The following is a 26,099-nucleotide window of genomic DNA, read 5'->3' on the forward strand; positions in this document are numbered from 1 at the left end:
GGGGCCGCGCTGAGGCAACAGCGCGACCCCCAGTCTCTCCCCTACCCCTTGACCGCGCCCGCCGTCATGCCGGCGACGATGCGCTTGTTGAAGAACAGGAACATGATCAGTGGCGGGATGGTGATCAGCAGGATGTCCATGAAGAGCAGGTTGTACTGGGTCGAGTAGGCGCTCGAGAAGTTGTAGAGCGTCAGCTGGACGGTGGCGTTCTGGTCGCCCGGCAGGAAGTACAGCGGGTTGACGAAGTCGTTGAAGACCGTCACCGACTGCACGACGACGACCGTGATGATCACCGACCGCAGCAGCGGCAGGATCACCCGGAAGAACAGCCGCATCGGCCCGGCGCCGTCGATGATCGCCGCCTCGTCGAGCTCGCGCGGGATCGTGGCGATGAACGCCCGGAACAGCAGGATGCAGAACGACAGGCCGAACGCGACCTCGATCAGGATGAGCCCGGGCATCGTCCGGAAGAGCCCGAGCTTCTGCAGCACCCAGATCGTCGGCACGACGGCCGGCGGAATGATCAGACCCGAGAGGACCAGGAAGTTGACCAGGCCGGTCCACCGGGTGCGGCGGCGCTGCAGCACGAAGGCCACCATCGCCGACAGCACCACCAGGATCGCCACCGAGGCCACGGTGAGGATCGTGCTGTTGATGAAGGCGATGATCAGCATGTAGTCGCGGGCCTGCACCACGTCCACGAAGTTCTGCACGAAGTGGAACTGCGTCGGCCACGAGAAGTCGAGTCGCGAGGCCTCCTGCCGGCTCTTCACCGCGGTCAGCACGATGAAGGCGAACGGCACCAGGAAGACCACGACGGACAGCAGGATCGCCACCACGCTGAGCACGAGGTTCTTGCGCGGCTTCCGGCTCACCCCGGCAGCGGCGGTCACAGGTCCACCTCCTTGGAGTTCAGGTACCGCGACAGCGGGAAGATGATCGCCGTCACCAGCAGGAACAGCACCACGTTGCCGGCCGTCGACAGGCCGTAGAAGCCGGCCTGGTACTGCTTGTAGATCACCGAGGCGATCACGTCGGACGTGAAGCCGGGACCGCCGCGGGTCATGGCCCAGACCAGGTCGAACGAGCGCAGGCCGCCGATCAGCGACAGCAGGATGACCGTGAACGTCGCCGGGCGGGCCAGCGGCAGCACGATCTTCCGGAAGTTCTGCCAGGCGGTGGCGCCGTCGACGCGGGCCGCCTCGAAGTACTCCTGGGGGATCGACACGATGCCGGCGATGTAGATGAGCGTGGCCAGGCCCACGCCCTTCCACACGTCGACCAGGGCGACCGACACCAGGGCGAAGCTGGGGTCGGTGAGCCAGCCCGGCCCCTGGATGCCGATCAGCGCCAGCGACTCGTTGACCAGCCCCTCCTCCGGGTCGAGGAGGATCGTGAAGGTCAGGCCGACGCCGATCGTGCTGACCAGGACCGGGAAGAACACCACCGAGCGCAGGTAGCCGCGGCCGATGATCTGCGAGGTGAGCAGCACGGCCAGGCCCAGGCCGAGCACGACCTTGAGCCCCGAGGTGATCACCGCGTAGACCACGGTGTGCCACAGGCCGGAGACCAGCGCCGGCTCCCGGAAGAACGTGACGTAGTTGTCGAACCCGATGAACTGGGAGTCGAAGATGCTCCAGCGGGTCAGGCTGAAGTAGAACGACGTCACGGTCGGCACCAGGAACAGCACCGCGTACACGATGGCGGCCGGCAGGTAGAACCAGGAGGGGTACGGGCTCCGCCTGCGCCCGGCGGCGAGGGCCGGCCCGGCCACGCTGGTGCGCGGCCGGGCCTCCACGCTTACCAACCCTCGAGTCCCAGCTGCTGAGCCTGCTTCTTCACGTCCTCGTCGTAGAGCTTGGCGGCGGCGTCGGCCTTGCGGATGCCGGAGCCGACCTCGACGCAGATCTGCTCGAGCGCCGGGCCCTTGACCGGGGAGAGGAACTCCAGCGCCAGGCTGGACGCGCCCTGCTTGTCGATGTAGGTCTGCATGTCCTTGACGGCCTGCGGCACCGAGTCGGGCAGCTTGCAGCCGGTGACCGCGTACGGGCCGGTCGGGGTGGTCGCCTTGCCCATCGAGGCGCAGCCGTCGGGGCCGGCCACGAAGCCGAGGAACTTCTTGGCCGCCTCCAGCTTGTCACCGGTGGTGCTGGTCGGGATGTACAGCCCGTTCGGCGCCCACACGGTCAGGCCGTTCTTGGCGGCGTCGGCGCCCGGGATGGCGAACAGGCCGATCTTGTTCTCGCTGCCGGGGTTGTCGGCGATGAGCTGGCTGACCATGGCCGACAGGATCGGGTACTGCGCGCCCTGTCCCTTGGCCAGCTTGTTCAGGCCGTCGGTGAGCTTGGCCGAGGCGAAGTCCTTGTTCACGTACCCGGCGTCGTGCACCTGCTGCAGGTGGTCGAAGCCGGCCTTGGCGGCGGGCGTCGTCGCGTACTTGGCCTGGTTCTTGGTGTACTGCTCGGCCCAGCCCGGGCTGGCCGCCTCGACGTTGTGGTAGTCGCCGAGGATGAACAGCTGCGAGGTCCAGGTCTCGCCGTAGGTCTGGATGACCGGGTCGACGCCGGCCGCCTTGAGCTTGGCGTTGTTGGCCTGGAACTCGTCCCAGGTCGCCGGGACCTGGAGCCCGTTCTTGTCGTACACCTCCTTGTTGTACAGGATCGCGCCGGCCATGTAGTTGCCGAACGGGACGCCGTAGATCTTGCCGTCCGAGCCGACCGCCTTCTTGAAGTTCTCGTCGAGCTGACCGGCGAAGTCGTCCACCGGGGTGAGGTTCTTCTGCGGCGCCAGCGCCTGCATCAGCGAGCCCGAGTTGTACATGAACATGTCGGTCATGTCGCCGGTCGAGAGCCGGGTCTTGACGATGTTGTCGCCCTCGGTGCCCTGCGGCCGCGTCTCGACGTTCACCGTGATGTCGGGATTCTTGGCCGTGAAGTCCTTGGCCAGGCCCTCCGCCATCTTGACCGTCTCGGGCTGGTTGTCGGTCAGGAAGGACAGTGCGACCTTGCCGCCACCGCCTTCGTCCTCGCTGCTGCCCAGGCTGCCGGCGCTGCACGCGCCGAGGACCAGGGTGCCGGCGGAGAACACGGCTAGCGCTATGCGGTGTGGTGTGCGGCGTCGTGTCATGGAGGGACTCCCTTGCTTTTTATCGATCGGAAGAGGGGGAGAGAAGCGCGGTCAGCCGGGCGGCGAGCTGGTCGCCGCCGGGAATGAAGCCGTGCGCGGTGGCGGCGTCGGCGAAGCCGGTCGCGGGTGCGTCCAGGTAGCGCGCGAGCCGGTCGGCCAGGTCGGCCTCGCCGGTCGCGACGCCCGCCTCGCGCGCCGTGGCGACGAGCTTGTCCCAGGTGGGTGCGTGGTCCATCAGCTGCCGGATGCTCGGCTCGGCGGGCAGGGCGGCTTCGGAGGCGTACGGGTCCTCGACGGCCCAGTCGTGCCGGCCATGCCGTACGTCGATCGGCTCGCTCCACCCCGGCAGGAGCACCGAGGCGGTCGCACCGACCGGCACCACCACCTCGAGCCGCAGCTCACCGCCGTCGCGACGCCAGGACACCGAGGCCTCGCCGTACGGAGTGAGGTGCTTCGCAGCGGCATGGGTGAGCCGCCGGCCGGGCTGGGGGCGCACGTCGATCCGGCGGTAACCGGGTTCGCCGGGCGCCAGCCCGGCCACACGCCGGTGCAGCCAGTCCGCCACCGCCCCGAGCGCGTAGTGGTTGAACGAGGTCATCTGGCCCGGGTTGATCGAGCCGTCCGGGAGCATGCTGTCCCAGCGCTCCCAGACCGTGGTCGCGCCCATCGTCACCGGGTAGAGCCAGCTCGGCACGCCGGTCTGCAACAGCAGCCGGTACGCCAGCTCCGGGTGCCCGGCGTCGGCCAGCGCGTCGGTCATCAGCGGTGTGCCGACGAAGCCGGTGCTGATCCGGAACCCGGCCGCGCGAACCAGGTCGGCCAGCCGCTCCCCCGCGAGCTTGCGCTGCCCGGCCGTGGGCAGCAGGGCCCACTGCAGGGCGAGTGCGTACGCGGTGGGAGCGTCGCTGAGCACCCGGCCGCCGTCGGTCACGTACTCGCGGGCGAACGCGGCCCGCACCCGCTCGGCGAGTTCGCCGTACTCGCGGGCCACGTCGCCGTCCCCGACCGCCTCGGCGGCCCGGGCCACGATCTCGGCCGAGCGGGCCAGGTGGGCGGTGGCGACCACGTCCGGGTCGGCCTTGGCCCGGAACGGGTCCTCGGGCGGGGCGGCCGGGTCGAGCCAGTCGCCGAACTGGAAGCCGCCCGCCCAGAGCAGGCCGTCGCCCGCGAGCCCGGCGATCCGGTCGACCCAGGCCCGCATGCTGGGCAGCTGACGCTCGAGCAGGCCGGCGTCGCCGGTGCGCTGATAGACCACCCAGGGCACGATCGCGGCGGCGTCGCCCCAGGCCGCGGCGGCCGGGCCGGGCTGGCGGATCACGTCCGGGACGACGTGCGGCACCGAGCCGTCCTTCTGCTGCTCGGCGGCCAGGTCGGCCAGCCAGCTGGTGAGGAAGCCGGCCGAGTCGAACAGGAACGACGCGGTCGGTGAGAAGACCTGGATGTCACCGGTCCAGCCGAGGCGCTCGTCGCGCTGCGGGCAGTCGGTAGGCACGTCGACGAAGTTGCCCCGCATGCCCCAGACGACGTTCTCGTGGAAGCGGTCGAGCAGCTCGTGCGACGAACAGAACCAGCCGGTACGCCGCAGGCCGGAGCCGACGACGACGGCCACGATGTCCTCACGCCGCAGATTCTCGACGCCGGTGACCTCGGCGTACCGGAATCCGTGGAACGTCAGACCCGGTTCGAGAACGACCTCGTCCGCGTTCCTCAGGATCCACTCGTCCGTGGCCTTGGCCTCGCGCAGCGGTCGTACGCCCAGCTCGCCGTCCTCGAGCACCTCGGCGTGCCGCAGCCGGATGACGTCGCCTTCCTGTCCGCCCCGGGCGGTGAGGCGGACCCAGCCGACCAGGTTCTGGCCGAAGTCGACGAGCGTCCGGCCCGACGGCGAGGTGAACACCTCGACGGCCGGCAGCACGTCGGTGACGCGGACGTGCGGGCCGTCGGGCGCGACAAGCAGGCCGAGATCCGCGTCGAGCACGTCGACCGTGGACTCGGGCCCCAGCTCGCGGCGCAGGTCGGTGCGCTGACCGTTGTAGATGTCATCGCTGACGACAGCGCCCTCGCGGGCCGTCCAGGAGCCGTCGGTGGCGAGGGTGAGCACCCGGCCGCCGGCCGTCTCGACCTCGAGCTGGGCGAGCAGCGCCAGGCGGTCGCCGTAGAGGCTGTGCTGATCGCGGAAGCCGAGGTAGCCGCGGAACCACCCGTTGCCGAGCTGCACCTCGAGCCGGTTGACGCCGTCGGTCAGCAGCGTGGTGACGTCGTGGGACCGGTAGCGCAGCCGGTGCTGGTAGGCGGTCCATCCCGGCGCGAGCTGCTCGTCCCCGACCCGCGTGCCGTTGAGCCTCGCCTCGTAGAGCCCGTGCGCGGTGGCGTACAGCCGGCCCTTGACGACGCCCGCCGGCAGCTCGATCGTGCCGGTGAGAATCGGCGACGGGCTGCCCCACGCCCCGATCTCGCGCGGGCTCACGAAACGGGCAGTCCAGTCGCCCCGCTCCAGCAGCCCGGTCTCCACCGTCGCCGCCTCGCTCCAGTCGCTCCAGCCCTGCGCGTCCCCGACCCGCACCCGTACGGCGGCAGCCTCCCGCGACGCGAGCGGCGCTCCCGGCCAGGGCACCAGCACCTGCTCACCCGACGCGACCGCGAATACCCGCACCTCCCGCCCTGCCTCGGCGCCGCGCCCGCTGCCAGCCTGGCCGACGATGTCGCCCACCTCAGCGCCGCGCTCGCTGCCAGCCTGGCCGGCGACGTCCCCCACCTTGGCGCCCCGCTCGCTGCCAGCCTGGCCGGCGGGCCGGGCGGGGCGGGTGACCTCGATTTCGTAGCGGGTCTGGGTGTAGGCGTCCGGGGCGGCCGGCACCTGCCAGGAGAGGCGCGGGGTGGCGGTGCCGAGGCCGAGCACAGGGGCGGGCTGGTGCTCGAAGCGGAGGGCGGTGGGTGGGGCGATGTCCGGCATGTCACTCCTGTGCGGGCGTTACGCATCGCCTGACGTCGGTGAAACGATTCAAGAACCGATGCGACGGGAAGGCGATCCGATGTTTCGTTTTCGTGGCGAGAACGTTTCGCCGTGACCCGATCCTCTGGGTCGGTGTGGCCCACGACATAGCCCGTGATGAACCGGAGGTAGCACGAAATTCACCTGGGGCCTACGGTGGGGCATGACCGAAGACCCGCCGGTCGAGAACACCCGGACGCTGCTGCACTTCATCGACGGGTCGGTGGCGTACGCCGGCCACTACCTGCACGAGGACACTCATCCCGTGCACACGCACAGCTTCGTCGAGATCGCCGTGGTCATGTCCGGCACCGGCGTCCACCACAGTCTGGCCGGCCACCGCGAGCTGCACGTGGGCGACGCCATCCTGCTGCGCCCCGGCGTCTGGCACGGCTACGAGAACTGCCGCCGCCTCGATCTGTACAACTGCTGCTTCTCCACCGAGCTGCTCCAGCGCGAACTCGCCTGGACCAGGCAGGACCCGCAGCTGGGCCACCTTCTCTGGACAGGCCCGTACACCGGCCAGCGTCGCGGAATCCTGCACACCCGCCTGCACGACGACGCCCTGACCGGCTGCCTGGAACATCTGGACGGCCTGCAGAAACTGCGCACCCTGCCCCCGGGCGACTACCGAGGCGACCTGGTGGGCCGTCTGATGCTGTTCCTCAGTGGCCTGGCCCGCGTCGTGGCCGAAACCGACCAGATCACCGGAGGCTCAGCCGGCATCCACCCCGCCGTCCTCGACGCCATGCACAAGATGGAGGACCGCCCCGCCCACAGCTGGACCCTGACCGAGCTGGCCGCCGAACTCCACCTCGCCCCCGGCTACCTGGTCCGCCTGTTCAAGGCCGCCACGGGCCTGCCTCCCATGGCCTACCTCTCCCGCTTCCGCGTGGAGCTGGCCGCCGCCCGCCTCCTCCACACCGACCAGCCCATCAACCGCATAGGCGAGTCCGTGGGCTGGCCCGACCAGAACTACTTCGCCCGCCGCTTCAAGTCCCACTACGGCCTGAGCGCGTCGGTCTACCGCACCCGCTTCACCCGAGCCGTAAAGCACTGACCCCGCCCCGCTCGGCAAGAAACCGGCCCCCGAGGCCGCTGCCCCGTGCCACCAGCGAACGCCCGCTCCCCTCGAACGCACCCGCGCCCTCCACCAGCGGGGCGCGCCGCACCGACAGCGGCCAGCGGCTATGCCCGTTCCACCCCCTCGGACTCTTCCCCGACCTCGACCAGCGGTGCGCCGCCGGACGCGAAGCCGGTGCGGACCTCCCAGCCCGATGCGCCGGCCCGACCGCCCGGGACCGTCCCGAACAGCAGGTCGAGCTGCGCGTCCAGGGCGTCCAGCGCCTGCTCGGCTTCGTATTGACCGCCGAGCAGGTAGACGCCCAAACCCTCCATCAGCGCCAGCAGACCGGCCGCCTGGTGTGGTTCGCCGCTCGGCAGTCGACTCGCGATGAAGTGGACGAACTCGGCCGTGGTCGGGTGCAGCTCGGCCGACGCCGCCGGACGCACCGCCGTGTAGGCCAGGAACGCCAGCGCGACCCGGCCGTCCTCGCGGGTCGCTTCGTCGAGCGGCAGCAGCGCGGCGATCATCGTGCGCAGCAGCTGCCGGGGCGGCGGGTCGGCGCCGAGCGCGCTCACCGCGGCCTGGACCCGCGCCTCGCTGCGCTCACTCACCGCGGACAGGGCGAACGACATCATCTCGTCCTTGGTGCGGAAGTAATGCTGCACCATCCCGGCCGAGACACCGGCGGCCGCCGCCACGTGCCGCAGGCTGACCGCTTCCAGGCCCTGCTCGGCGGCCACCCGCATCAGGGCGTCGGCGATGAGCCGGCGGCGCTCGTCATGATCGACCTTTTTGGGCATGATGTCACTCCGCGTACGCCTCGAGGTGGGCCCGGGCGGACCGCACCAGGCCGTCCGAGTCGTCGGCGTACAGACGTACCTCATCGACCGGGTCGCTTCGCCCGCGGGGCAGCTCGAAGGTGAGCGGCCGCCGCAGGCGCACGTCGATGCTGGTCTGGCTGCCGACCACGATGTGCAGCGCGCCGTCCTCGTGCTGCACCGCCTTGCTGGACGGCAACGACCGGTAGCGCTTGCTGATCGAGGCGACGTCGGCCCACGGCACGGTGATGTCGATGCCCGGCCCCATCCGGATGCGCAGCCCTTCGGCCACGACCAGGTGCGGATTGCGGGTCAGGCCGCCCAGAAACCCGATCATCCACAGCAGGCCCCACACGCTGATCGCCAGCATGATCAAGCGGGCCGGCCCCCACGGGATCACATGTTTGACGATCAGGTCGAGCACCGGGATCTCCACGACCGACAAGCCGAGGAAGACGCCCAGGATCGGCTTGACCACCCCGAGATACCCGAAGGGCTCGCCCCCGTGCCGCTCGACCGGCCGCCGGCTCACCCAGAGGGCCAGATTGCGCCAGGTGGCGGCCTCAGCCGCGGCAGCGCGCCGCAGAACGCTCATGACGATCCCTGCACGACGGCGGCGACGTCGCTGACGACGGTGACGGTGCCAGCCGCGGCGTCGACGGTGACGATCTGGCCGGTGCGGAGGTGGCGGGTGGCGCCGGGCACGCAGATGACGGCCGGGATGCCGTATTCGCGGGCGACCGTGGGCCCGTGCGCCATGACGGCGCCGGTCTCGGTGACGAGCGCCGAGGCGGTGAGGAACAGCGGCGTCCAGCCGGGGTCGGTCGTCGAGGTGACCAGCACCTCGCCGGGTTCGAGGCGGGCGGTGGCCGGATCGTGCACGACGCGGACCGGCCCGGTCGCGCGGCCGGCCGACGCCCCCACGCCTCGGAGCGCGCCGGGGTCGTCCGCACTCGGCAGCACAGCCTCGATGTCGGTGCCGTCGGACAGCAGCGCCACGGGCACCGATCGGCGCCGCGACTCGCGGTCGTACTCGGCACGACGGTCGGCGATCAGCTGCCGGTGGCCGCTGCCCGGATCACCGTCGAAGGCGTCGCCGGTCCGGAGCGTGCGGGCAGTCCGCGCCGCGTTGTCGGCCTCGTCGAGGGTCAGGAACATGATGTCGCCGGGCCGGGACAGGACCCCCGCCGCTGTCAGATCGGCGCCGACGGCCAGCAGGTGCCGGCGCATCTCGGCCAGCCGGTAGAGGCCCGCGAACTTGCCGGTCTCGCGCAGACCGGCCAGCCGCCGGGCCCGGCCCAGCAGAAAGATCGCCAGCCGGCCGCGCACCGGACGGTGCCGCCGGGCCCGCGCGCCCAGCTCGAGCAGCGTGGCCTCGGCTCGTTCGGCGGCACGGGCGAAGCGGCGGTCGGGCGCCTGCTCGGGGTCGGTGACCCGCATCAGGTTGGCCAGGGCCGCCCGCACCGGGGTCGGATCTTCCGACCAGCGCGGGACACCGAGATCGACCTCGGCCGCCGCGCGATGCCCGTATCTGTCGAGGAAATCGCCGAGGTCGATGTCGTCGAGGCTGCCGGCGTCCCGGGCAAGGCGCCAGAGAGCCAGATCCATCTCGATCGTGACGTTGTGCGGCATGCCGCCCAGCACGGCGTGGATCTCGCCCGGCCGCGCGACGTCGCCGAGCAGGCGCGGCGGGAGGGCACTGGCCAGCATGCCGGCCACGATGGGCCAGATGATCGCGTCGGGGCTGTCGCTCTGGTCGTGCTCGCGCACGAGCCGCAGTCGCTCCTCGGTGGTCGGGGTGCCGGCGTCACCGCGCGAGGAGAGGCGGATGCGCTCGACCGCCTCGTCGAGGCGGGCACGGGCCCGGTCGGGGTTGGCCAGGGCGCCGAGAATGCCGCGAACGGCCCGGCCGATCGGCGGCAGCCCGCCGTCCCGCTTCTTCCGCGGGCCCTTCCGGGGTGCGAACCGCGGGTCGTCGAGCACGTGGCGCATCACGGCCTGGGCGCGCGGGCCGAAGTCGACCGCCATGAGCGGGACCAGCCGCCGCCGGGCGACCGGGTCGCGGACGAGGTCGCTGAGGTCGCCGTAGAGCCGGCCGCCGATGTCGACGATCTCGACCCGCAGCCCGAGCGGCGCCAGCATCGCCTTGATCAGCTCTTGGAGCGTGTTCATGCCCATCGGCGTAACCGGCTGAAGCATGCCCTGGACGTGCCCGAATTCCAGGTAGACCCGGGGCGGGCCGTCGGCCGGCGGGGGCGGCGGGAAGAGGGTGGTGATCGGCCGGGACTGGAGGATCCACAGCTCGCCGTGCTCGTCGATCGCCCATTCGACATCTTGCGGCGAGCCGAAGAGCGCCTGGAGCCGCTGCCCCACGGCCCACAACGGGTCGTCCTGCCCGACCAGCCGGCGATCGACGTCGTGCCGGCCGTCGACGACCGTGGAGCCGTTGCCCTCGGCCGATTCCACCAGCATCTCGGTGCGGCGCCCGGTCAGGGGGTTCGCGGTGAACAGCACACCCGCCCGTTCGGCAGCGGTCATGCGCTGGATGACGACGCCCATGCGGATCTCGCCCTGGCCGTAGGCCCTCACCCGGGCGTTGGACGCGGACGCGCGGCACGTCTCGACCGCGGCGAGCAGGGCTTCGGGACCGTGGACGTCGAGAACCGTGTCGAACATGCCGGCGTAGCTGGCGTCGGGAGCGTCCTCGACCGTGGCGCTCGATCGCACGGCCACCGCTCCCCCGCCCAATCGCTCGTACGCCGCAATGATCTCGCCTACGGGCAGGGGGCCGGCCTCGGCCGTGAGGCAGAAGCCGGGCGGCACCCGCTCGCCGGCGCGGAGCAGTTCGCCCAGGGCCGCGGCCTTGCCACCGACCCGGTCGACCGCAGCGGCCGAGACGTCGTGCAGGTCAAAGATCGGCATCGCCCCTCCCGGAAACAATACGACTGCAATGCATGCTACCTGGTTGGCAATACGACTGCAATGCGAAGGCGGGAAGGGCGAAATTCCGCCCGGGGCCGGAACCGCAGACGGCCCCAAATCGTCTGAAGGGGCATGACTCGTCTCCGCGGCACCCTGATGGCCGCCGCCGTTCCCCTGTTCCTGCTCGCCGCCTGCGCGCAGCCCAGCGCCACCGGCGCGGGCGCGCCGGACTCCCGGGAAAGCGCCTCCCCCTATCCCCAGGGCGGAGACGAACTTGTCGTACGGGTGGAGTCGTCCGGTGGCTTCGTGCCGCCGGACCGCACTGTCGGCACCCTGCCGGCGATCAGCGTCTACGCCGACGGTCGCATGATCACCGAGGGCCCGGTGCCCGCCATCTATCCCGGGCCCGCGCTGCCCAACCTCCAGGTGGTCAAGATCGGCCCCGACAAGGTGCAGCAGCTGCGGAAAGAGGCCACCGACGCCGGCGTACGCCCGGGCACCGACTTCGGACGCCCCAATGTGGCCGACGCGCCCACCACCCGGGTCACCGTCAACACCGCCCAGGGCACCCAGTCGGTCGCGGTCGAGGCGCTCAACGAGGCCCAGGCCGACGACCCGATGCTCACCGCCCCGCAGGAGGCGGCACGGGCCGCGCTGGCCGCCTACGTCGACAAGCTCACCGACCTCGCGGCGGGCGGCGACCCGAGCGAGACCGGCCCCTACGCGGCCGAGTCCCTGGCCGTGCTGGCCCGCCCGTACGTCAAGCAGGGCGCCGAACAGCCGGCCCAGCCCGAGATCGCCTGGCCTGGCCCGGCCCTGCCCGGTGACTACCTCAACCCCGCCTTCAAGATCGGCTGCGTGGTGGTGAGCGGCGCCGACGCCGACAAGGTGCTGACCGCGGCCAAGAAGGCCAACCAGCTGACCCCGTGGACCGCCGACGGTGCGAAATACCTGATCACCTTCCGGCCGCTGCTGCCCGACGAGAAGGGCTGCGCGCAGTTCAAGGGAAACCGATGACTCCTCTCGGGGAGCCGTTCGATTCCGGCCGCGACGACGTCGCGGGGGACGACGGAATCGATCGCGGGCCGGAACGGACTGAGTCCGGTCCGGCCCGCCAGGGCTGCCGCCCCGCACTGACCGCGCCCCGCGGCGGGCGCCGCAATTAGTCCACCGGCTCCAGCTCCCGGGCTACGCGGTCGATGCGGCGGTCCGGGATGAACCACAGCAGGGCGCAGGCGGCGAAGAACGCCACGGCGATCGCGGCTCGGTCGACCAGCAGAGCGGTAAGGATGCCGGCCAGGTAGAAGAACGGCGAGATCTTGCCCTTGAGGTCGCCGCCCACGGCCTGCCGCAGCGGTGACTCCGGTCCCTGCTGCTGGATGATCAATTTCTGCAGGACGAGGTAGGCGAGTGCCGCGGCGGTCAGGTCGAGTCCGTAGACGACGACCGGCGTACGCGCGAAGCCCGACTCGTCCATCCAGGCCGTGGTGAACGGGAGCAGCGAGAGCGTGAACAGCAGCGCCAGGTTGGCCCACAGCACGCCGCCCCCGACCCGCCGCACGAGGTGGAACATGTGGTGGTGGTTGACCCAGTAGATGCCGATCCAGACGAAGCTCAGCAGATAGGTCAGCAACCCGTCGGCGGTGTCGTGCAGGAGGCCGGACAGATCGTGACTCTCCGGGATCTTCAACTCCAGCACCATGATGGTGATGATGATGGCGAGCACGCCGTCACTGAACGCCTCGAGCCGACTGGTACGCATCGCGACCGCCTTCCTCCTCCGATGGCCTGCTTCGTCCGGCAAGACCGGACAGCCCCCGGAACTGTGACGAACCCGAAGTCACAAACCTCCCGACCAGAGCGCCACGGCGGCCGGGCCCACCGAATCACGCTCGACGACCCCGGGAAGTGTCGTACTCACGGCCTACCGTGAGGCCATGGACATGAAGATCGAGCTCATCCCCGTGCCCGTCACCGACGTCGACCGCGCGAAGGCCTTCTACGAGCGCGTGGGCTTCAACGCCGACCACGACCATCTCGTACAGCCGGGCCTGCGGTTCGTGCAACTCACGCCGCCGGGCTCGGCGTGCTCCATCGTCATCGGCGAGGGCATCACCGAGAAGACGCCCGGCACGCAAGAGATCCAGTGCGTCGTGGCGGATGCCGAGGCCGCCCGCGCCCGCCTGGTCGAGGCGGGCGTGGAGGCCAGCGACGTCGACAAGCAGGCCTGGGGCAACTTCGTCTACTTCCGCGACCCCGACGGCAACAACTGGTCGCTCCAGGCGATGGAAACGCGCCCCAACGGCTGACGGTGCCGCGGCGTGGCGGGCCACGCGGTCGGCACAGTCCTCAGGCGGGGCGGGAGGCTCGGTAGGCGCGGGGCGATTGGCCGGTCACGCGCTTGAAGGCTGTGCTCAAAGCGCTTTCCGAGCCGTAGCCGACCTCGCGGGCGATCGTGGCCACGGTGTGGTCGCCATTGCGCAGGCGGGCCCCGGCCAGTTCGATGCGCCACTGGGTCAGGTAGTCGAGCGGGCCCTGCCCGACCACCTGTTTGAAGCGGGCGGCCAGGGTCGAGCGCGAGACTGCGGCCGCCGCGGCCAGGTCGGCCACCGTCCAGGCGTACGCGGGCTTGCCGTGCATCGCCCGCAGGGCGGCGCCGACCACCGGGTCGGCCAGGCCGGCCAGCCAGCCCGCGGCCGGGGGCGCGGCCGCCAGGTGCAGGCGCAGCAGGTGGATCAGCATGACCAGAGCCAGGTGTTCGGTGAGCAGCGTCGACGCGGGTGGACGGTCACGCAGCTCGGCGTCGATCTGTTCCAGCGCCCACCGCACCGCGGCCGCCGCCGTGTTGCCCCCGGGCACGTGCACGACCGGGGGCAGCGCGTCGAGCAGCAGTTCCTGGGCACGCTCGCCGAAGCCGAACCGGCCGCCGATGAGGAACACGTCGTCGCCCTGGCCGGCCCGGGCTGTGCCGTCCTCGCCGGCCGCCACGAAGAGCGGCCGCGCCGGTTCGGGGGTCACGTCCGGGCCGCTGGCCAGCGTGAACGCCACCGGGCGGGTCAGCAGGAAGCAGTCGCCGGTCCGCAGCTCGAAGACGTTGCCGTCGGCCAGCAGCAGGCAGCTCCCCCGGCGTACGGCATTGAACTTGACCGCCGGAGGCGGCTCGAAGGCCACCGCCCACTCGCCGCCGGCCACCAGGCCCGCCGACAGGCTGCTGGTGGCGCCAACGAGGGCGAGGACGTCGTCGAGCGGATCCGTCTGGACTGTCACGCAACTATCCTGGACTCTGAACCATTCAGGATCCACGTGGACCGCCGCACAGTGGTAGCCATGACAAGGATCCACACGCCGTTCACCGCCCGGTCCACCGCCGCCGAGGTGCTCGCCGGAATCGACCTGACCGGTCGGCGCATTCTGATCACCGGGGGCGGTTCGGGGCTCGGCCGCGCCGCCGCCGACGCGCTGCGGGACGCGGGCGCCGAGGTCGTCGCCCCGACCCGCAGCGAGCTCGACCTGGCCGACCTCGACTCGGTCCGCGCCTGCACCGCCGGCTGGAGGGGGCCGGTCGACGCGGTCATCGCCAACGCCGGCATCATGGCCGTGCCCGAGCGCCGCACGGCCGCCAACGGCTGGGAGCTGCAGCTCGCGACCAACTTCCTCGGCCACTTCGCGCTGATCACCGGCCTGCGCGAGCACTACACGCCGGGCGCGCGCGTGGTCCTGGTGAGTTCCGGGGCCCAGCTCCGCGCCGGCGTCGACCTCGACGACCCGCACTTCGAGCGGCGCCCCTACGACCCGTGGACGGCCTACAGCCAGTCGAAGTCCGCGGTCGTCCTGCTCGCGGTGGGCATCAGCCGGCATCTCGGCGCGGTCTCGGCCAACGCCCTCGCGCCCGGCAGCATCCACACCAACCTGCAGCGCCACATCGACCGGGCGACCATGCGGGCGCTGGGCGCGATGGACGAGGACGGCGACCTGATCCACCCCGACGGCTACAAGACCCCGGAGCAGGGCGCCGCCGCCGAGGTCATGCTGGCCGCGTCCCCGCTGCTGGGAGGTGTCACCGGCCGCTACTTCGACCAGGACAACCAGGAGGCCGAGGTCGTGCCGGGTGGTCCGGAGCCGATGGCCGGGGTTGCCGAGTGGTCCGTCGACCCGGCCGCCGCCGACCGCCTCTGGAAGATGGCCGAAGCAGCCGTCGATTCCCACCGACCCCCGGCCGGCCAAGGCTGATTGACCGCAGCTGATCGACCACGGCCGGCACGGCACATTCGCGGCCCGCTGGGCGGTGAGTGCCGGCTGGAGGGCTCAGGAAGCGGCGATCGGCGGGCTCACCGGCCCCTCGTTGCCCGAGCGGTCGAGTCCGCTGAGGCAGTAGGTGGCCGGGCCGGCGGGCGCCGCCGGGTCGATGACCTCGGAGCCGGCCCGGCCCGTGGCCACCAGCGCCGCGGAGTCGCCACTGACCCGGTACAGCGCCCAGCTGGTGGCGCCGGACGCGGACGCCTCGAACTTCATCGCCGCGCCGGAGCGGGCCGCCGCGACCAGGCGAGGCGCCGCGGGCGGGGCGGCGGGCAGCCGGGCCATCCGGGGCACCAGCGCCGGCGACGCGTAGTGCTTGTTCTTGTACCGCGTCACGGCGCCCAGGCGGTCGGCGCGGATCTGCTTGGCGCTGAAGTGCACCTGCCCCTGGACGCCGCCGCTCTTCTCGTTCAGCGTCATCTGCCGGTCGAGCTGGCCCGGGTCGCTCCACGCGCCGTCCTCGCCGATCCGGTAATCGGCCATCCCGATGTAGAGCTGCACGTCCGTGCCCTTGGTGAGCGCCGTCCACCACGGCAACAGCTTGGTGTAGTCGGCCTTCTCGAAGCCGAGGTGCCAGTAGAGCTGGGGCACGATGTAGTCGACCCAGCCCTGCTGCACCCATTTGCGGGTGTCGGCGTAGATGGCGTCGTACGCCTCGAGTCCCTTGCTGTCGGAGCCGGCCGGGTCGCTGGTCTTGTTGCGCCAGATGCCGAACGGGCTGATCCCGAACTTGACCCACGGCTTGAGCTGCTGGATCCGTTCGTGCATCTCGCGGACCAGCGTGTCCACATTGTCGCGCCGCCACTGGGCCCGCGACTTGCCGGCGCCGTGACGGGCGAAACTGGCGTCGTCCGGGAAGTCCTGGCCGGCCTGCGGGTAGGGGTAGAAGAAGTCGTCGAAGTGCACGCCGTCGATGTCGTACTTTTGCACCGCCTCGAGCATCGCGTCCTCGACGAACTTGCGCGCCTCGGGGATGCCGGGGTCGAAGTAGAGCCGGCCGTTCCTGCCCGCCGGATACGAGATGGCCCAGTCGCGGTGCTTCAGCAGCGGGTGGTTGGGCGCGAGCTTGGCGAAGTCGGCGCCGGGCCCGACCGGGCCGGGCTGGGTGCCGCGGTAGGGGTTGAACCAGGCGTGGAACTCGAGGTTGCGGGCGTGCGCCTCGCGAACCATGTAGTCGAGCGGATCCCACCCGGGCGACTTGCCGTCACGCTTGCCGGTCAGCCATTCCGACCAGGGTGCGTACGCCGAGGGCCAGAACGCGTCGCCGCTGGGCCGAACGTGCACGAAGATCGCGTTGTGGCGCTGGGCCACGGCCAGGTCGAGCCAGCGCTGGTATTCCGCCTTGACCTGGGCCTGGGTCAGCCCCCGGCGGCTCGGGAAGTCGATGTTGGTGACCGTGGTCAGCCACATGCCCCGCAGCTGACGGACGGCCTTGATCGGCACCGTGCCGCACCGGCCCTCGACGCCGGGCGCCGCTGACGGCGACGCCGACGGCCAAGGCGCACCGGCCGTCGCGCCGGGCCGATAGTTGGCCGCCCGCAGCAGGCTGACGCCCAGGACCGAGGTCGCGAAGAACACCGAAACAACGACGAGAGTCAGCCGTACGGACGGGCGAGGGACGCGGAGCATGGGGACCAGTGTGCCTTGCCGCCCCGATCCCGACGAATCACCGTAGATGCCCCGGCACCACGAATCGCAGGGAAGGTCCTGACCCCGCTCGTCGCCGCGGAAGCGCCGGCACGACCGATCATCGGACAAGCCCAGGCGGCGCTCGTCGCCGGAGGAGCCCAGGCACCATCCAGCACCCGGAGAAGCCCTCACACCGCTCGTCGCCGGAAGAGCCCGGCACCACCCAGAGAAGCCCTCACACCGCTCGTCGCCGGAAGAGCCCGGCACCACCCAGCACCCGGAGAAGCCCTCACACCGCGGTCGCCGGGAGAGCGCCCGGATCACGACGCGCGGTCGTAGAGTCGTCCGGGTGACGGTCGTCGTGGTGGGAGCGGGGATCGCCGGGCTGGCCTGCGCTCGCGAACTGGGCGACGCCGGGGTGCCGGCGCGGGTGCTGGAGCGCAGCGGCGAACCGGGAGGGCGCCTCGCCAGCGTGTTTCTCGACGGCCGGTTCGCCGACGTCGGCGCGGCCCATGTGACCGCCGACGACGCCTCGTTCCAGGGCCGGCTGCAGAGTTGGCGCATCGAGGGCCTGGCCCGGCCGTGGACCGACACGTTCCGCGGCCAGCAAGGCCCGGGCCCGATGCGCTGGTCGGCGCCGGCGGGCCTGCGCAGCTTGGCGCACAGCCTGGCCGCCGGGGTCGACATCACGTACGGCACCGAGGTCACCGAGCTGCCCGAGGCCGAGTACGTGGTGCTGGCCATGCCCGGTCCGGAGGCGCTGAGGATCGCCGACCTGCCCGCGGCCCGTGACCAGTCGTGGGATCCGGTGCTGACGGCCGTGCTCACCTATCCCCGCCGCTCATGGGACGACTTCGGCGGCATGTTCGTCAACGACCACCCCGCGGTCGCCACCATCTGCGACGACGGCGACCGGCGCGGCGACCGGGCGCCCGTGCTGGTGGCCCACTCAACACCACAATTCGCCCGCGACGAGGCCTCCCGGCTCTCGCGAGACGAGACGTCTCGTCTCGCGCAAGGCGGGATCGCGCGGGGCGAGAGGCCGCAGGTGGGTCGTGGCGGGGCACGCGACGCCATGGTGACGGCCGTCAACGGGGTGCTCGGCATCGAGGAGGCGCCGGAAACGGCGTACCGCCTGTGGCCGTACGCCCAACCGCGCCCGCTGCCGGGCGACTTCGCCCGCAGCGGGAACGTCTATCTGTGCGGCGATGTCTTCGGCCGCCCGCGCGTGCAGACCGCCTGGCTGAGCGGCCGGGCCGTGGCCGAGGACATTCTCAGAGCACGGAGCGGTAGACCGCCATCGTCTCCTCGGCGATCCGCGACCAGCTGAACTTCTCGACCGCGCGGCGGCGGCCGGCCAGGCCCATCTCGCGGGCGCGGGCCGGGTCCTGGATCAGCTCGGTCATGCCCGCCGCGAGGTCGGCGACGAACTTGTCGGGGTCGACCGGGGTGCCCGTGCCGTCCTGGACCTGCTCGATCGGCACCAGCAGGCCGGTCTCGCCGTCGGCCACCACCTCGGGGATGCCGCCGGTGGCCGTGGCCACGACCGCCGTCTCGCAGGCCATCGCCTCGAGGTTGACGATGCCCATGGGCTCGTAGACGGACGGGCAGACGAAGACGGTGGCGTGCGTGAGCACCTGGATGACCTCGTGCTTGGGCAGCATCTCCTGCACCCAGACGACGCCGTGCTCGTCGCGGGCGGCGCGCAGCTCGTCGGCCAGCGCCTCGACCTCGGCCGCGATCTCTTTGGTGTCGGGCGCGCCCGCGAGCAGCACGATCTGGGTCTCGGGGGGCAGCGTGCGGCAGGCGCGCAGCAGGTAGGGCAGGCCCTTCTGGCGCGTGATGCGGCCGACGAAGACCACGCTGGGCCGGTTCAGGTCGATGCCGAGGCGCTCGATGACGTCGGCGCCGCGGTTGGGCGCGTAGAGCTCGGTGTCGATGCCGTTGTAGACGACCTGGATCTTGTCGGGGTCGACCGACGGGTACGCGGTCAGCACGTCCCGCTTCATGCCGCCGGACACGGCGATGACCGCGTCGGCGTTCTCGATCGCGACCCGCTCGCAGAACGACGACAGGGCGTAACCGCCGCCGAGCTGCTCGGCCTTCCACGGCCGCAGCGGCTCGAGACTGTGCGTGGTGACGACGTGCGGAACACCGTACAGAAGCTTGGCCGTGTGCCCGGCGAAGTTGGCGTACCAGGTGTGGCTGTGCACGATGTCGGTGCCCTCGGCGCCGGCCGCGATCTCGAGGTCGACGCCCATGGTGCGCAACGCGGCGTTCGCCCCGGCCAGCTCGGCCGGTTCCGGATAGGCGGTGACGCCGGGCTCGTCGCGCGGCGCGCCGAAGCAGTGCACCCGCACGTCGGCCAGGGCACGGAGGTCGCGGGTGAGGTATTCCAGGTGCACCCCGGCGCCGCCGTACACCTCCGGCGGGTATTCCCGGCTGATGAGGTCCACGCGCAGTCTCTCGGTCACGCCCGCAGCCTAAACCTTGATCCGTTCCCTCGCCCTCGGGGAGCAGGCACTTCCCTCGCCTTGAGGAACGAGACTTCCCTCGCGCCCGGGAGGCAAGATCAGATAGCCTGGCCGTCGCCGCGATGACCACGGCGAGTTCCCTTCTTCGGCTGGCGCTCCGGCTGGCGGAAAGTTAGCGTCCTTCCATGGCTGTCAAGGTGCTTGCGATCGTTCTGGCCGGTGGTGAGGGTAAGCGCCTGATGCCCCTGACGGCGGACCGGGCAAAGCCCGGCGTCCCGTTCGGCGGCATCTACCGCATGATCGACTTCGTGCTGTCGAATCTTGCCAACGGCGGTTATCTCAAGATGGTCGTCCTGACCCAGTACAAATCCCATTCGCTCGACCGGCACATCTCCAAGACGTGGCGCATGTCGACCCTGCTCGGCAACTACGTCACGCCGGTGCCCGCCCAGCAGCGGCTGGGCCCGCGGTGGTTCGCCGGCTCGGCCGACGCCATCTACCAGAGCCTCAACCTGATCAACGACGAGTCGCCCGACTACGTGATCGTGTTCGGCGCCGACCACATCTACCGCATGGACCCGAAGCAGATGGTCAACGACCACATCGCCTCGGGCGCCTCGGTCACGGTGGCCGGCATCCGGCAGCCCAAGTCGATGTCCGACCAGTTCGGCGTCATCGACGTGGCCGAGGACGGCAAGCGCATCAAGGCCTTCCGCGAGAAGCCGAAAGAGGTCGACGGCCTGCCCGACGCCCCCGACGAGATCTACGCGTCGATGGGCAACTACATCTTCACCACGCGGGCGCTGTGCGAGGCGGTCACCAAGGACGCGCAGGACCCCGACAGCAAGCACGACATGGGCGGCAACATCATCCCCATGCTCGTCGAGCGGGGCGAGGCCAACGTCTACGACTTCCGCGACAACCTGGTGCCGGGCAGCAGCGACCGCGACCGCGGTTACTGGCGCGACGTGGGAACGCTCGACTCGTTCTACGAGGCCCACATGGACCTCATCGCCACCGAGCCGATCTTCAACCTCTACAACCACGACTGGCCGATCTTCACGAACTACGGTTCGTGGCCGCCGGCCAAGTTCGTGCACGGCTTCGACGACCGGCAGGGCCGCTCCATCGAGTCGATGATCTCGCCCGGGGTCGTGGTGTCGGGCGCGCTCGTCGAACGTTCGGTGATCTCGCCCAACGTGCGGGTCAACTCGTGGGCCCACGTCGAGGGTTCGGTGCTGATGGAAGGCGTGAAGGTGGGCCGGCGCGCGGTCATCCGCAACGCGATCCTCGACAAGAACGTCATCGTGCCCGAGGGCGCCCAGATCGGTGTCGACCTCGATCGCGACCGCAAGCTCTACACGGTCTCGGACAACGGGGTCGTCGTGATCGGCAAGGGCCAAAAAGTAGAGCTCTGATTCCGGTTCAGGTGTGGCGGCCGGGGTGGCCGGACCGGGAGCGGTCAGCGCCGTTCGCGCAGGGTCTGGGACGGGGAGACGCCGTATCTGTCCCGGTAGGCGCCGGCGAACCGTCCGAGGTGGGTGAATCCCCAGCGGTAGGCCACCTCGGACACGTTCACCTGCCACGGGTCCGAACGCGACAGTTCGGCGTGCACCCCGTCGAGCCGTAATCGCCGCAGGTAGGTCAGCGGCGACATGCCCACGTGCTGGCGGAACGACTCTTGCAGCACTCGCACGCCGACGCCGGCGATCCCGGCCAGGTCGGTGGCGGTGAACGGACGCCACGGCTCGGCGTGCATGGCGTCCAGCGTGCGCTTGACCGTCCGCGGCCGGTTGGGGCCCCGCATGCCGGCCGGCTCTTCGCCGTACGGATGCTCGACCGTCAGCGCCAGGCCGCTGACCACCATGTCGCGCCAGCGGCCGGCCATCCGCGGCTGCGCGGCCAGGCCCTGCCCGCGCATCAGTTCCCCGAAGAACAACCGCACCAGCGACACCCACGTACGCCCCGGCGCCTCGAGCAGGTTGAAGCTGTCGCCCAGCAGCAGCGGGCTGACGATCTGCTGGTCGAGGGCCGCGTCCAGCTCACGCTCGAGGGCGGCCCGTTCGACCTTGACGCTCAGCAGCCGGCAGGTGCCCGGCCAGTCGAGCGCGATGTCGCCGACCGGGCGGTAGACCGCGGCCCGGGTCTGGTCGGCCAGCACCGCCGCGCCCCGGTGCCACGACCGGAGCGTGCCGGACAGCGGCGCCAGGACGTGGTAAGACGTCTCGAGGTCGGCGATGGTGAGGTGGATGTCGCTGCCGTAGCTGATCTCGCCGACCGTGATCGGGCCCAGCGACACCACATCACCGTGGAAGGCGAACCCGGTGCGGTCACCGACCGGGTCCACCCGCAACGGTCCGTAGAACATGCGGCGGCAGAAGGCCCGTGCCTCGTCCACATCGGCCGTGGTCAGCGAGAAATGGACGGGCGCGTCTGCTCCGGGAGTGCCCGGACGAGTCGTCAGTGGGACGCCGGCCATGGCGTCCAGGGTAGACCCGCGCGCCGCCTACGCCACGAGGGAAGCCACCGGCCAGGTGAACTCGGCGACCGCCCCGCCCGGCACCTCGACCTCGCCCATCGGCGTGGCCGGGTCGTCCCAGACGGTGTAGCGGCCCTCGGGCAGGCTGTCGAGCACCACGCTGAAGCACACGCCGCCCCACACGTAGCGGGCGCGCACTGCCGCGTGCGTACGGCGGGAAGGGTCTTCGACCGGGCTGACCTCGATCTCCCGGCCGTGCATGCCGCCCGGGGTGTTGATGATCAGCGCACCGATCCCGGCGCCGATGTTCAGCATGACCGTACCCTGGCCGGACGGGGTCATGCTGTGCCAGGAGTGGTCGGCGTGCTCGTGCGTGTGCCCAGGTGTGCGCTCGTGCGTGTCTGTCATGAGGGGTTGCCGAATCCGTCGAAGGGCGTACCCAGGTAGGGGAACTTCTTGAGCAGGCCGGCGCTCGCGTCCTTGATGCTCAGGCCCTGCTCGACCAGCGCGGCCGCGGCGTCCGGCTCGAAGTCCTTCTCGACCAGCGGCAGAGTCACGCCCGCGATGGCCCGGATCGAGATCGACACCACGTCGTCGGCGATGCGGCGCCCGTTCGGGAAGCCGGCCAGGTCGCCGCCGAGGATGCCGAACTTGCTCGGCTCCTTCGCGGGCGGCACCGCGGTGTTGAGCCGCAGCATGTCGGCCTGCACCTCGCCGGTGTTGTTCTGGAAGTTCTCGATGATCCCGTCCGGGATGCCGGTCAGCAGGATCGCGACCAGGTCGGCGCGGGGCTTGTCCTCCTTGTCGCGGGCGGCCAGTTTGTCGAACAACCCGGGATAGAGCACCGGCAGCAGGGTCTGCAGCTCGGGCTTCTCGACGAACTGGGCGAACCGCTTGTCCTCGGCCGGGGGCAGGCTGTTCCACTTGTCCTTCTCGGCCATCGGCACGATGACCTCGTTGAACAGCGGGTTGCCGAGGCGGGAGACCTGCACCTGGGGACCGACCACGACGTCGTCGTTCTTCTTGTCGCCGTTGCGCACCTGCACCTGGCGCCGGCTGGCGGACGTCCACACGCCGATCACGGCCTCGGGGTCGCGCCCGCGCACCTTCTTCTTGCCGTCCCGGCGTACGGCCGAGAGCGGCACCTGGATCGCGATGCTGTGCACGTTGAGCTTGTCGGTCGCGTTGACCGCCTTGCCCGCGTAGTTGAACAGCGTCTGCCCGACCAGGTGCTTGTCCTGGAAGGGGCGCAGCGTGCCCAGGTCGAAGATGGCGCCCAGGTCGACGAAGAACGCGTCGGCGCGCTGGCCGGCGAAGACCTTCTCGCCCGTCTTCAACTTGGCCACCGCGTCGGCGGCGAGACCGTCGTAGTCGGGGATCGACAGCTTGCCGACGTTGCACGGCGGGCAGGGCAACTTCTTGGCCAGTACGGTGCTCTTGCCGTACGCGTCGACCTTGGTCACCGAGAAGAATTGGCGCCGGTTCCAGTTCTCGCTGTCCAGCGCGTCGATCGGCCCGGTGTTGTAGAGGAACGTCTTCTCGTTGCGCAGTTCCGTGCGGAACCGGAACTGATAGGTCAGGTCGGGCCGGGCGTCGCCGTTCGAGTCGATGTGGATCTCGTAGAGGACGTCGTCGCCGAACTCGAAGAAGTTCGGGCCGCTCGACGGGAGCTGGAGCGGCACGTAGTTCGCGATGATCGTCACGGTGTCCGGGTCGTCCGGGCTGACGAACGCGTACAGGTCGGAGCTGTCGGCCACCGGATCCTTGCTGATCTCGGGAGCTTCACGATGTGATGACATGGTTCTCTCCCTCAGCCCTGTGCCGACTTGAGCAGCTTGGCGGCGAGCTTCTTGTCGGTGAGCGTGCTCTTGGAGCCGCCGACGAAGACGTCGAACGTGCCCTTCTCGGCATCACGCAGCGACAACACCAGCGGCCCGGCGCCCTTGGGGGCTTCCGCGGACTCGCCGGCCAGGCTCAGACCGGCCACGCCGGCCACCGAGACACCGACACCCGCCGTGGCGGCGATCGCCAGGACGCGACGGCGGTTCACTCCTTGGTGACCGTAACGAACTCGCCTCATTGCTCGGCCTTTCGTGTTTCCTTGGGGGGAGAAACGGACCTGCTTGCGATGTCGACGCCCATCAGTACGAGGCGCGAACCGTTGCGGTTCAACGGTTTTCGCGTCGTCTCCGAAGAATTCCGCCGAGGCCTGCCCAGACCGCTGCGCCGACGCCCACAACCAGGGCTCCGGCGACAACCCAATGACCCAGCGTGACCTGGCTGTTGTCACTCACCGGTTGGATGGCTTGCGGCACCGGCGCCGGCGAGGTCGTCGCCGCGGAGGGCTTCGAGGTCGCCTTGACGATCGCGGGGGCCGCACTCGTCGTGGCCTTCGTTTTCGGAGGTTTTGCGGCTTTTGTCACGACTGCCGGTTTTCCGGCCGCCGGAAAGGACAGATCCGAGCACGAGTAGTAGGTGTCGGGCGTGCTCGACGTCTCCCACACGATGTAGAGGATGTGGCGGCCGGCCCGCTGCGGGAGCTTCGCCTTCAACTCGTACGCGCCGTCCTCGAGCGCGGGGTCGGTGACCGCCGCGAGCGGCTTGCTGCCGAGGTCGGCCCAGGTGAGGCGCCGGCTGGGGTCGTACGTGGGCTTGGTCAGAAAGATCCTGAACTCGCCGGCGTGCGGGATCGTGGCCCGGTAGCGGATCGTCAGCGTCCGGCCCGCCGTGACCTTGGTGGCCGGGAAGTCGTCGCGCGGCAGGTCGAGGCCCCGGAACGCGGCCAGGCCGCCGCTGCACAGCTTCCCGTCCGGCACGACCTGGCGATCCTTACCGTTCACGGCGGCGATGCGCAGGTTGTCGAACGTACCGAAGCTGCGGCCGTTGGCCTTCCGAGCCGCCTCGCACGCCGCGCTGTCCGTCCGCTGACCGCCCGACGCGCACGCCGTGGTGCGGCTGATCGGCGTGGTCGGCGACCCGTGCGCCTCGGCCCGGGCCGGCGCGAGCGCGGCGGCGGCGGTCACTGCCAGTGCCGCCGCGGCCAGACGATGAATCCTCACGTCCGTGCAATACGGATAACTCGCGTGAGTCGTTCAGCACGTCCGCCACCGGGTGTGACGAGCCGTGTGATTGCATGGCGGGGCTCGAGAAGTCAACGAATGGAGTTCCCATGGACAAGCCCGACGTCGGTCCGATCGAGGGCGCGCCTCCGGCCGATCTGGTGATCGAGGACATCACCGTCGGCGAGGGGCCCGAGGCGACGCCCGGCCAGAACGTCAGCGTCCACTACGTGGGCGTGGCGCACTCGACCGGTCGCGAGTTCGACGCCTCCTACAACCGTGGCGAGCCCTTCGCCTTCCCGCTCGGCGGCGGCCGGGTCATCGGCGGCTGGGACCAGGGCGTGGTGGGCATGAAGGTCGGCGGCCGCCGCAAGCTGACCATCCCGCCGCACCTGGGCTACGGCACCCAGGGCGCCCCCGGCGTGATCAAGCCGAACGAGACCTTGATCTTCGTGGTCGATCTCCTCGGCGTGCAGTGACCCGCTTGGCCATAAGCGCGTGACATCCGCCGCGGCGTTGCTTCCGGGCAGCGCCGCGGTGACACGTGCGCCGCGAGGTAAGCGGCCCAGCCGCTGCGGGTCAAGCGAGGTGCGGGGCGTCCCAGGTGGATGGCAGCGCGAGCGGGGGCCAGGCGGGGTCGGGACGGAAGTCTGTCCAGCGGCCGTCGAAGGGGAAATCGGCGGCTGCGGCCCGGGCGATCAGGGTCGCGGCCGTAGCGGTGGAGCACGGTCGTTTCAGTGGGACAGGTGGGCGTACATGATGTGCAGGCCGACGCGGCCCTGGGTGGGGTGGGCGAAGGCGCCGGGGACGGTGCCGACGATGGTGAAGCCCTCGCGCAGGTAGAGGTCGACTGCGGTCCGGTTGGACTCGGCGACGGCGTTGAACTGCATGCCCGCGTACTTGTTGTGGCGGGCCCATTCGAGCGCGTAGCGCAGCAGCGCGGTGCCGACGCCCCGGCCGCGGCTGACGGGGGCGACCATGAAGCTGGCCGTGGCCACGTGGGCGCCCGGGCCGGGGCGGTTCGTTCCGACCTTGGCCGTGCCCAGCACCTCGTCGCCGTCGAGGGCTACCACTGTCTCGCCCGGTGGGGACTCGAGCCAGGTCGCGCGGGCTTCGCGTTCGGTCATCGCCGGGTCGTAGGTGAACGTGTCGGCCGCGCGGACCACGGACCTGACGATCTCCCACACCTGGGGCCAGTCGGACTCGGTGAACTGCCGGATCTGCACGATGCGCACGTT

24 protein-coding genes are annotated in these 26,099 nt (G+C 70.7%); 7 read left to right on the forward strand and 17 right to left on the reverse strand.

From position 1 onward, the window contains the following. Nucleotides 1–41: 41 nt before the first annotated feature. Genes LXN57_RS09220 through LXN57_RS09235 form a run of 4 tightly spaced genes read right to left on the reverse strand, consistent with a single transcriptional unit; the run spans nt 42 to nt 6,079 of the window. Nucleotides 42–893 (reverse strand): carbohydrate ABC transporter permease, encoded by an 852-nt coding sequence (locus tag LXN57_RS09220; RefSeq protein ID WP_251797591.1) that lies wholly within the window; start codon nt 891–893, stop codon nt 42–44. Further along, a complete protein-coding gene (locus tag LXN57_RS09225) occupies nt 890–1,798 on the reverse strand; it encodes a carbohydrate ABC transporter permease (protein ID WP_251797592.1) in 909 nt (302 codons plus the stop codon). Before LXN57_RS09225 ends, LXN57_RS09220 begins: the two co-directional genes overlap by 4 nt. 2 nt (nt 1,799–1,800) lie before the next feature. Continuing rightward, nucleotides 1,801–3,126 carry an ABC transporter substrate-binding protein gene (locus LXN57_RS09230; RefSeq protein ID WP_251797593.1) on the reverse strand — a complete coding sequence of 442 codons (1,326 nt, stop codon included), beginning with the start codon at nt 3,124–3,126 and terminating at the stop codon, nt 1,801–1,803. 19 nt (nt 3,127–3,145) lie between these two features. Then, entirely contained in the window at nt 3,146–6,079 is a 2,934-nt protein-coding gene (locus LXN57_RS09235; RefSeq protein ID WP_251797594.1) for a family 78 glycoside hydrolase catalytic domain, read from the reverse strand. 202 nt (nt 6,080–6,281) lie between these two features. Between LXN57_RS09235 and LXN57_RS09240 the strand changes: the two genes are divergently transcribed. Beyond that, entirely contained in the window at nt 6,282–7,178 is an 897-nt protein-coding gene (locus LXN57_RS09240; protein ID WP_251797595.1) for a helix-turn-helix transcriptional regulator, read from the forward strand. A gap of 128 nt (nt 7,179–7,306) precedes the next feature. On the opposite strand, the gene LXN57_RS09245 is transcribed toward LXN57_RS09240, so the two are convergent. The 3 genes from LXN57_RS09245 to LXN57_RS09255 are packed head-to-tail and all read right to left on the reverse strand — an operon-like array spanning nt 7,307 to nt 10,924. Further along, a complete protein-coding gene (locus LXN57_RS09245; protein WP_251797596.1) occupies nt 7,307–7,984 on the reverse strand; it encodes a TetR/AcrR family transcriptional regulator in 678 nt (225 codons plus the stop codon). A gap of 4 nt (nt 7,985–7,988) precedes the next feature. After that, nucleotides 7,989–8,597, reverse strand: a complete 609-nt coding sequence (locus LXN57_RS09250; RefSeq protein ID WP_251797597.1) for a hypothetical protein — start codon at nt 8,595–8,597, stop codon at nt 7,989–7,991. Beyond that, nucleotides 8,594–10,924, reverse strand: a complete 2,331-nt coding sequence (locus LXN57_RS09255) for a PEP/pyruvate-binding domain-containing protein (protein WP_251797598.1) — start codon at nt 10,922–10,924, stop codon at nt 8,594–8,596. Before LXN57_RS09255 ends, LXN57_RS09250 begins: the two co-directional genes overlap by 4 nt. A gap of 132 nt (nt 10,925–11,056) precedes the next feature. Between LXN57_RS09255 and LXN57_RS09260 the strand changes: the two genes are divergently transcribed. After that, complete coding sequence (locus LXN57_RS09260; RefSeq protein WP_251797599.1) at nt 11,057–11,941, forward strand: hypothetical protein; 885 nt, start codon at nt 11,057–11,059, stop codon at nt 11,939–11,941. 145 nt (nt 11,942–12,086) lie between these two features. Here the strand turns inward: LXN57_RS09260 and LXN57_RS09265 are convergent, their stop codons facing one another. Further along, a complete protein-coding gene (locus LXN57_RS09265; RefSeq protein WP_251797600.1) occupies nt 12,087–12,686 on the reverse strand; it encodes a TMEM175 family protein in 600 nt (199 codons plus the stop codon). A gap of 175 nt (nt 12,687–12,861) precedes the next feature. Between LXN57_RS09265 and LXN57_RS09270 the strand changes: the two genes are divergently transcribed. Continuing rightward, nucleotides 12,862–13,233, forward strand: coding sequence for a VOC family protein (locus LXN57_RS09270; protein ID WP_251797601.1), 372 nt, complete (start codon nt 12,862–12,864; stop codon nt 13,231–13,233). Nucleotides 13,234–13,273: 40 nt separating this feature from the next. Here LXN57_RS09270 and LXN57_RS09275 read toward each other — a convergent pair whose 3' ends face one another. Continuing rightward, nucleotides 13,274–14,191: an AraC family transcriptional regulator gene (locus LXN57_RS09275; RefSeq protein ID WP_251797602.1), complete on the reverse strand. Its 918-nt coding sequence runs from the start codon at nt 14,189–14,191 to the stop codon at nt 13,274–13,276. 60 nt (nt 14,192–14,251) lie between these two features. Between LXN57_RS09275 and LXN57_RS09280 the strand changes: the two genes are divergently transcribed. After that, nucleotides 14,252–15,154, forward strand: a complete 903-nt coding sequence (locus tag LXN57_RS09280; RefSeq protein WP_251797603.1) for an SDR family NAD(P)-dependent oxidoreductase — start codon at nt 14,252–14,254, stop codon at nt 15,152–15,154. A gap of 75 nt (nt 15,155–15,229) precedes the next feature. On the opposite strand, the gene LXN57_RS09285 is transcribed toward LXN57_RS09280, so the two are convergent. Beyond that, nucleotides 15,230–16,849: a glycoside hydrolase family 10-like protein gene (locus LXN57_RS09285; protein ID WP_251797604.1), complete on the reverse strand. Its 1,620-nt coding sequence runs from the start codon at nt 16,847–16,849 to the stop codon at nt 15,230–15,232. Nucleotides 16,850–17,198: 349 nt separating this feature from the next. Between LXN57_RS09285 and LXN57_RS09290 the strand changes: the two genes are divergently transcribed. Further along, nucleotides 17,199–18,179, forward strand: a complete 981-nt coding sequence (locus tag LXN57_RS09290; RefSeq protein ID WP_251797605.1) for an NAD(P)/FAD-dependent oxidoreductase — start codon at nt 17,199–17,201, stop codon at nt 18,177–18,179. Here the strand turns inward: LXN57_RS09290 and glgA are convergent. Then, nucleotides 18,124–19,323 (reverse strand): glycogen synthase, encoded by a 1,200-nt coding sequence (gene glgA, locus LXN57_RS09295; protein ID WP_251797606.1) that lies wholly within the window; start codon nt 19,321–19,323, stop codon nt 18,124–18,126. The two genes, LXN57_RS09290 and glgA, sit on opposite strands and share 56 nt — an antisense overlap. Before the next feature lie 185 nt (nt 19,324–19,508). Between glgA and glgC the strand changes: the two genes are divergently transcribed. Further along, the gene (gene glgC / locus LXN57_RS09300) at nt 19,509–20,741 is read left to right on the forward strand and encodes a glucose-1-phosphate adenylyltransferase (RefSeq protein WP_251797607.1); all 1,233 of its coding nucleotides are present in this window, start codon (nt 19,509–19,511) and stop codon (nt 20,739–20,741) included. A 44-nt stretch (nt 20,742–20,785) separates the two neighbouring features. Here the strand turns inward: glgC and LXN57_RS09305 are convergent, their stop codons facing one another. The 5 genes from LXN57_RS09305 to LXN57_RS09325 all read right to left on the reverse strand — a co-directional run bounded on the left by LXN57_RS09305 (nt 20,786) and on the right by LXN57_RS09325 (nt 24,861). Further along, nucleotides 20,786–21,802: an AraC family transcriptional regulator gene (locus tag LXN57_RS09305; RefSeq protein ID WP_251797608.1), complete on the reverse strand. Its 1,017-nt coding sequence runs from the start codon at nt 21,800–21,802 to the stop codon at nt 20,786–20,788. 27 nt (nt 21,803–21,829) lie between these two features. Next, nucleotides 21,830–22,210 carry a phospholipase gene (locus LXN57_RS09310; RefSeq protein ID WP_251797609.1) on the reverse strand — a complete coding sequence of 127 codons (381 nt, stop codon included), beginning with the start codon at nt 22,208–22,210 and terminating at the stop codon, nt 21,830–21,832. Then, nucleotides 22,207–23,601 carry a DUF4331 domain-containing protein gene (locus tag LXN57_RS09315; RefSeq protein ID WP_251797610.1) on the reverse strand — a complete coding sequence of 465 codons (1,395 nt, stop codon included), beginning with the start codon at nt 23,599–23,601 and terminating at the stop codon, nt 22,207–22,209. The genes LXN57_RS09310 and LXN57_RS09315 overlap by 4 nt, the downstream gene beginning before the upstream one ends. A gap of 11 nt (nt 23,602–23,612) precedes the next feature. Continuing rightward, complete coding sequence (locus LXN57_RS09320) at nt 23,613–23,852, reverse strand: hypothetical protein (RefSeq protein WP_251797611.1); 240 nt, start codon at nt 23,850–23,852, stop codon at nt 23,613–23,615. A 118-nt stretch (nt 23,853–23,970) separates the two neighbouring features. Further along, complete coding sequence (locus tag LXN57_RS09325) at nt 23,971–24,861, reverse strand: lytic polysaccharide monooxygenase (RefSeq protein WP_251797612.1); 891 nt, start codon at nt 24,859–24,861, stop codon at nt 23,971–23,973. Nucleotides 24,862–24,971: 110 nt separating this feature from the next. Here LXN57_RS09325 and LXN57_RS09330 point away from each other — a divergent pair, with 110 nt between their 5' ends. Beyond that, nucleotides 24,972–25,340 carry an FKBP-type peptidyl-prolyl cis-trans isomerase gene (locus LXN57_RS09330; protein WP_251797613.1) on the forward strand — a complete coding sequence of 123 codons (369 nt, stop codon included), beginning with the start codon at nt 24,972–24,974 and terminating at the stop codon, nt 25,338–25,340. A 255-nt stretch (nt 25,341–25,595) separates the two neighbouring features. On the opposite strand, the gene LXN57_RS09335 is transcribed toward LXN57_RS09330, so the two are convergent. Then, entirely contained in the window at nt 25,596–26,087 is a 492-nt protein-coding gene (locus LXN57_RS09335) for a GNAT family N-acetyltransferase (protein WP_251797648.1), read from the reverse strand. Nucleotides 26,088–26,099 lie beyond the last annotated feature (12 nt).

It is taken from the genome of Paractinoplanes hotanensis (assembly GCF_023717965.1).
GTDB classification, from domain to species: Bacteria; Actinomycetota; Actinomycetes; order Mycobacteriales; family Micromonosporaceae; genus Actinoplanes; species Actinoplanes polyasparticus.

Excerpts from the sequence above, each read along its gene's own strand:
- LXN57_RS09270 (WP_251797601.1), top strand. The coding sequence starts at position 12,862 with ATGGACATGAAGATCGAGCTCATCCCCGTGCCCGTCACCGACGTCGAC.
- LXN57_RS09285 (WP_251797604.1), bottom strand. The coding sequence starts at position 16,849 with ATGCTCCGCGTCCCTCGCCCGTCCGTACGGCTGACTCTCGTCGTTGTT.
- LXN57_RS09240 (WP_251797595.1), top strand. The coding sequence starts at position 6,282 with ATGACCGAAGACCCGCCGGTCGAGAACACCCGGACGCTGCTGCACTTC.
- LXN57_RS09230 (WP_251797593.1), bottom strand. The coding sequence starts at position 3,126 with ATGACACGACGCCGCACACCACACCGCATAGCGCTAGCCGTGTTCTCC.
- LXN57_RS09235 (WP_251797594.1), bottom strand. The coding sequence starts at position 6,079 with ATGCCGGACATCGCCCCACCCACCGCCCTCCGCTTCGAGCACCAGCCC.
- LXN57_RS09315 (WP_251797610.1), bottom strand. The coding sequence starts at position 23,601 with ATGTCATCACATCGTGAAGCTCCCGAGATCAGCAAGGATCCGGTGGCC.
- LXN57_RS09280 (WP_251797603.1), top strand. The coding sequence starts at position 14,252 with ATGACAAGGATCCACACGCCGTTCACCGCCCGGTCCACCGCCGCCGAG.
- LXN57_RS09305 (WP_251797608.1), bottom strand. The coding sequence starts at position 21,802 with ATGGCCGGCGTCCCACTGACGACTCGTCCGGGCACTCCCGGAGCAGAC.
- LXN57_RS09245 (WP_251797596.1), bottom strand. The coding sequence starts at position 7,984 with ATGCCCAAAAAGGTCGATCATGACGAGCGCCGCCGGCTCATCGCCGAC.
- glgC (WP_251797607.1), top strand. The coding sequence starts at position 19,509 with ATGGCTGTCAAGGTGCTTGCGATCGTTCTGGCCGGTGGTGAGGGTAAG.
- LXN57_RS09265 (WP_251797600.1), bottom strand. The coding sequence starts at position 12,686 with ATGCGTACCAGTCGGCTCGAGGCGTTCAGTGACGGCGTGCTCGCCATC.
- LXN57_RS09330 (WP_251797613.1), top strand. The coding sequence starts at position 24,972 with ATGGACAAGCCCGACGTCGGTCCGATCGAGGGCGCGCCTCCGGCCGAT.
- LXN57_RS09250 (WP_251797597.1), bottom strand. The coding sequence starts at position 8,597 with ATGAGCGTTCTGCGGCGCGCTGCCGCGGCTGAGGCCGCCACCTGGCGC.
- LXN57_RS09255 (WP_251797598.1), bottom strand. The coding sequence starts at position 10,924 with ATGCCGATCTTTGACCTGCACGACGTCTCGGCCGCTGCGGTCGACCGG.
- LXN57_RS09310 (WP_251797609.1), bottom strand. The coding sequence starts at position 22,210 with ATGACAGACACGCACGAGCGCACACCTGGGCACACGCACGAGCACGCC.
- LXN57_RS09260 (WP_251797599.1), top strand. The coding sequence starts at position 11,057 with ATGACTCGTCTCCGCGGCACCCTGATGGCCGCCGCCGTTCCCCTGTTC.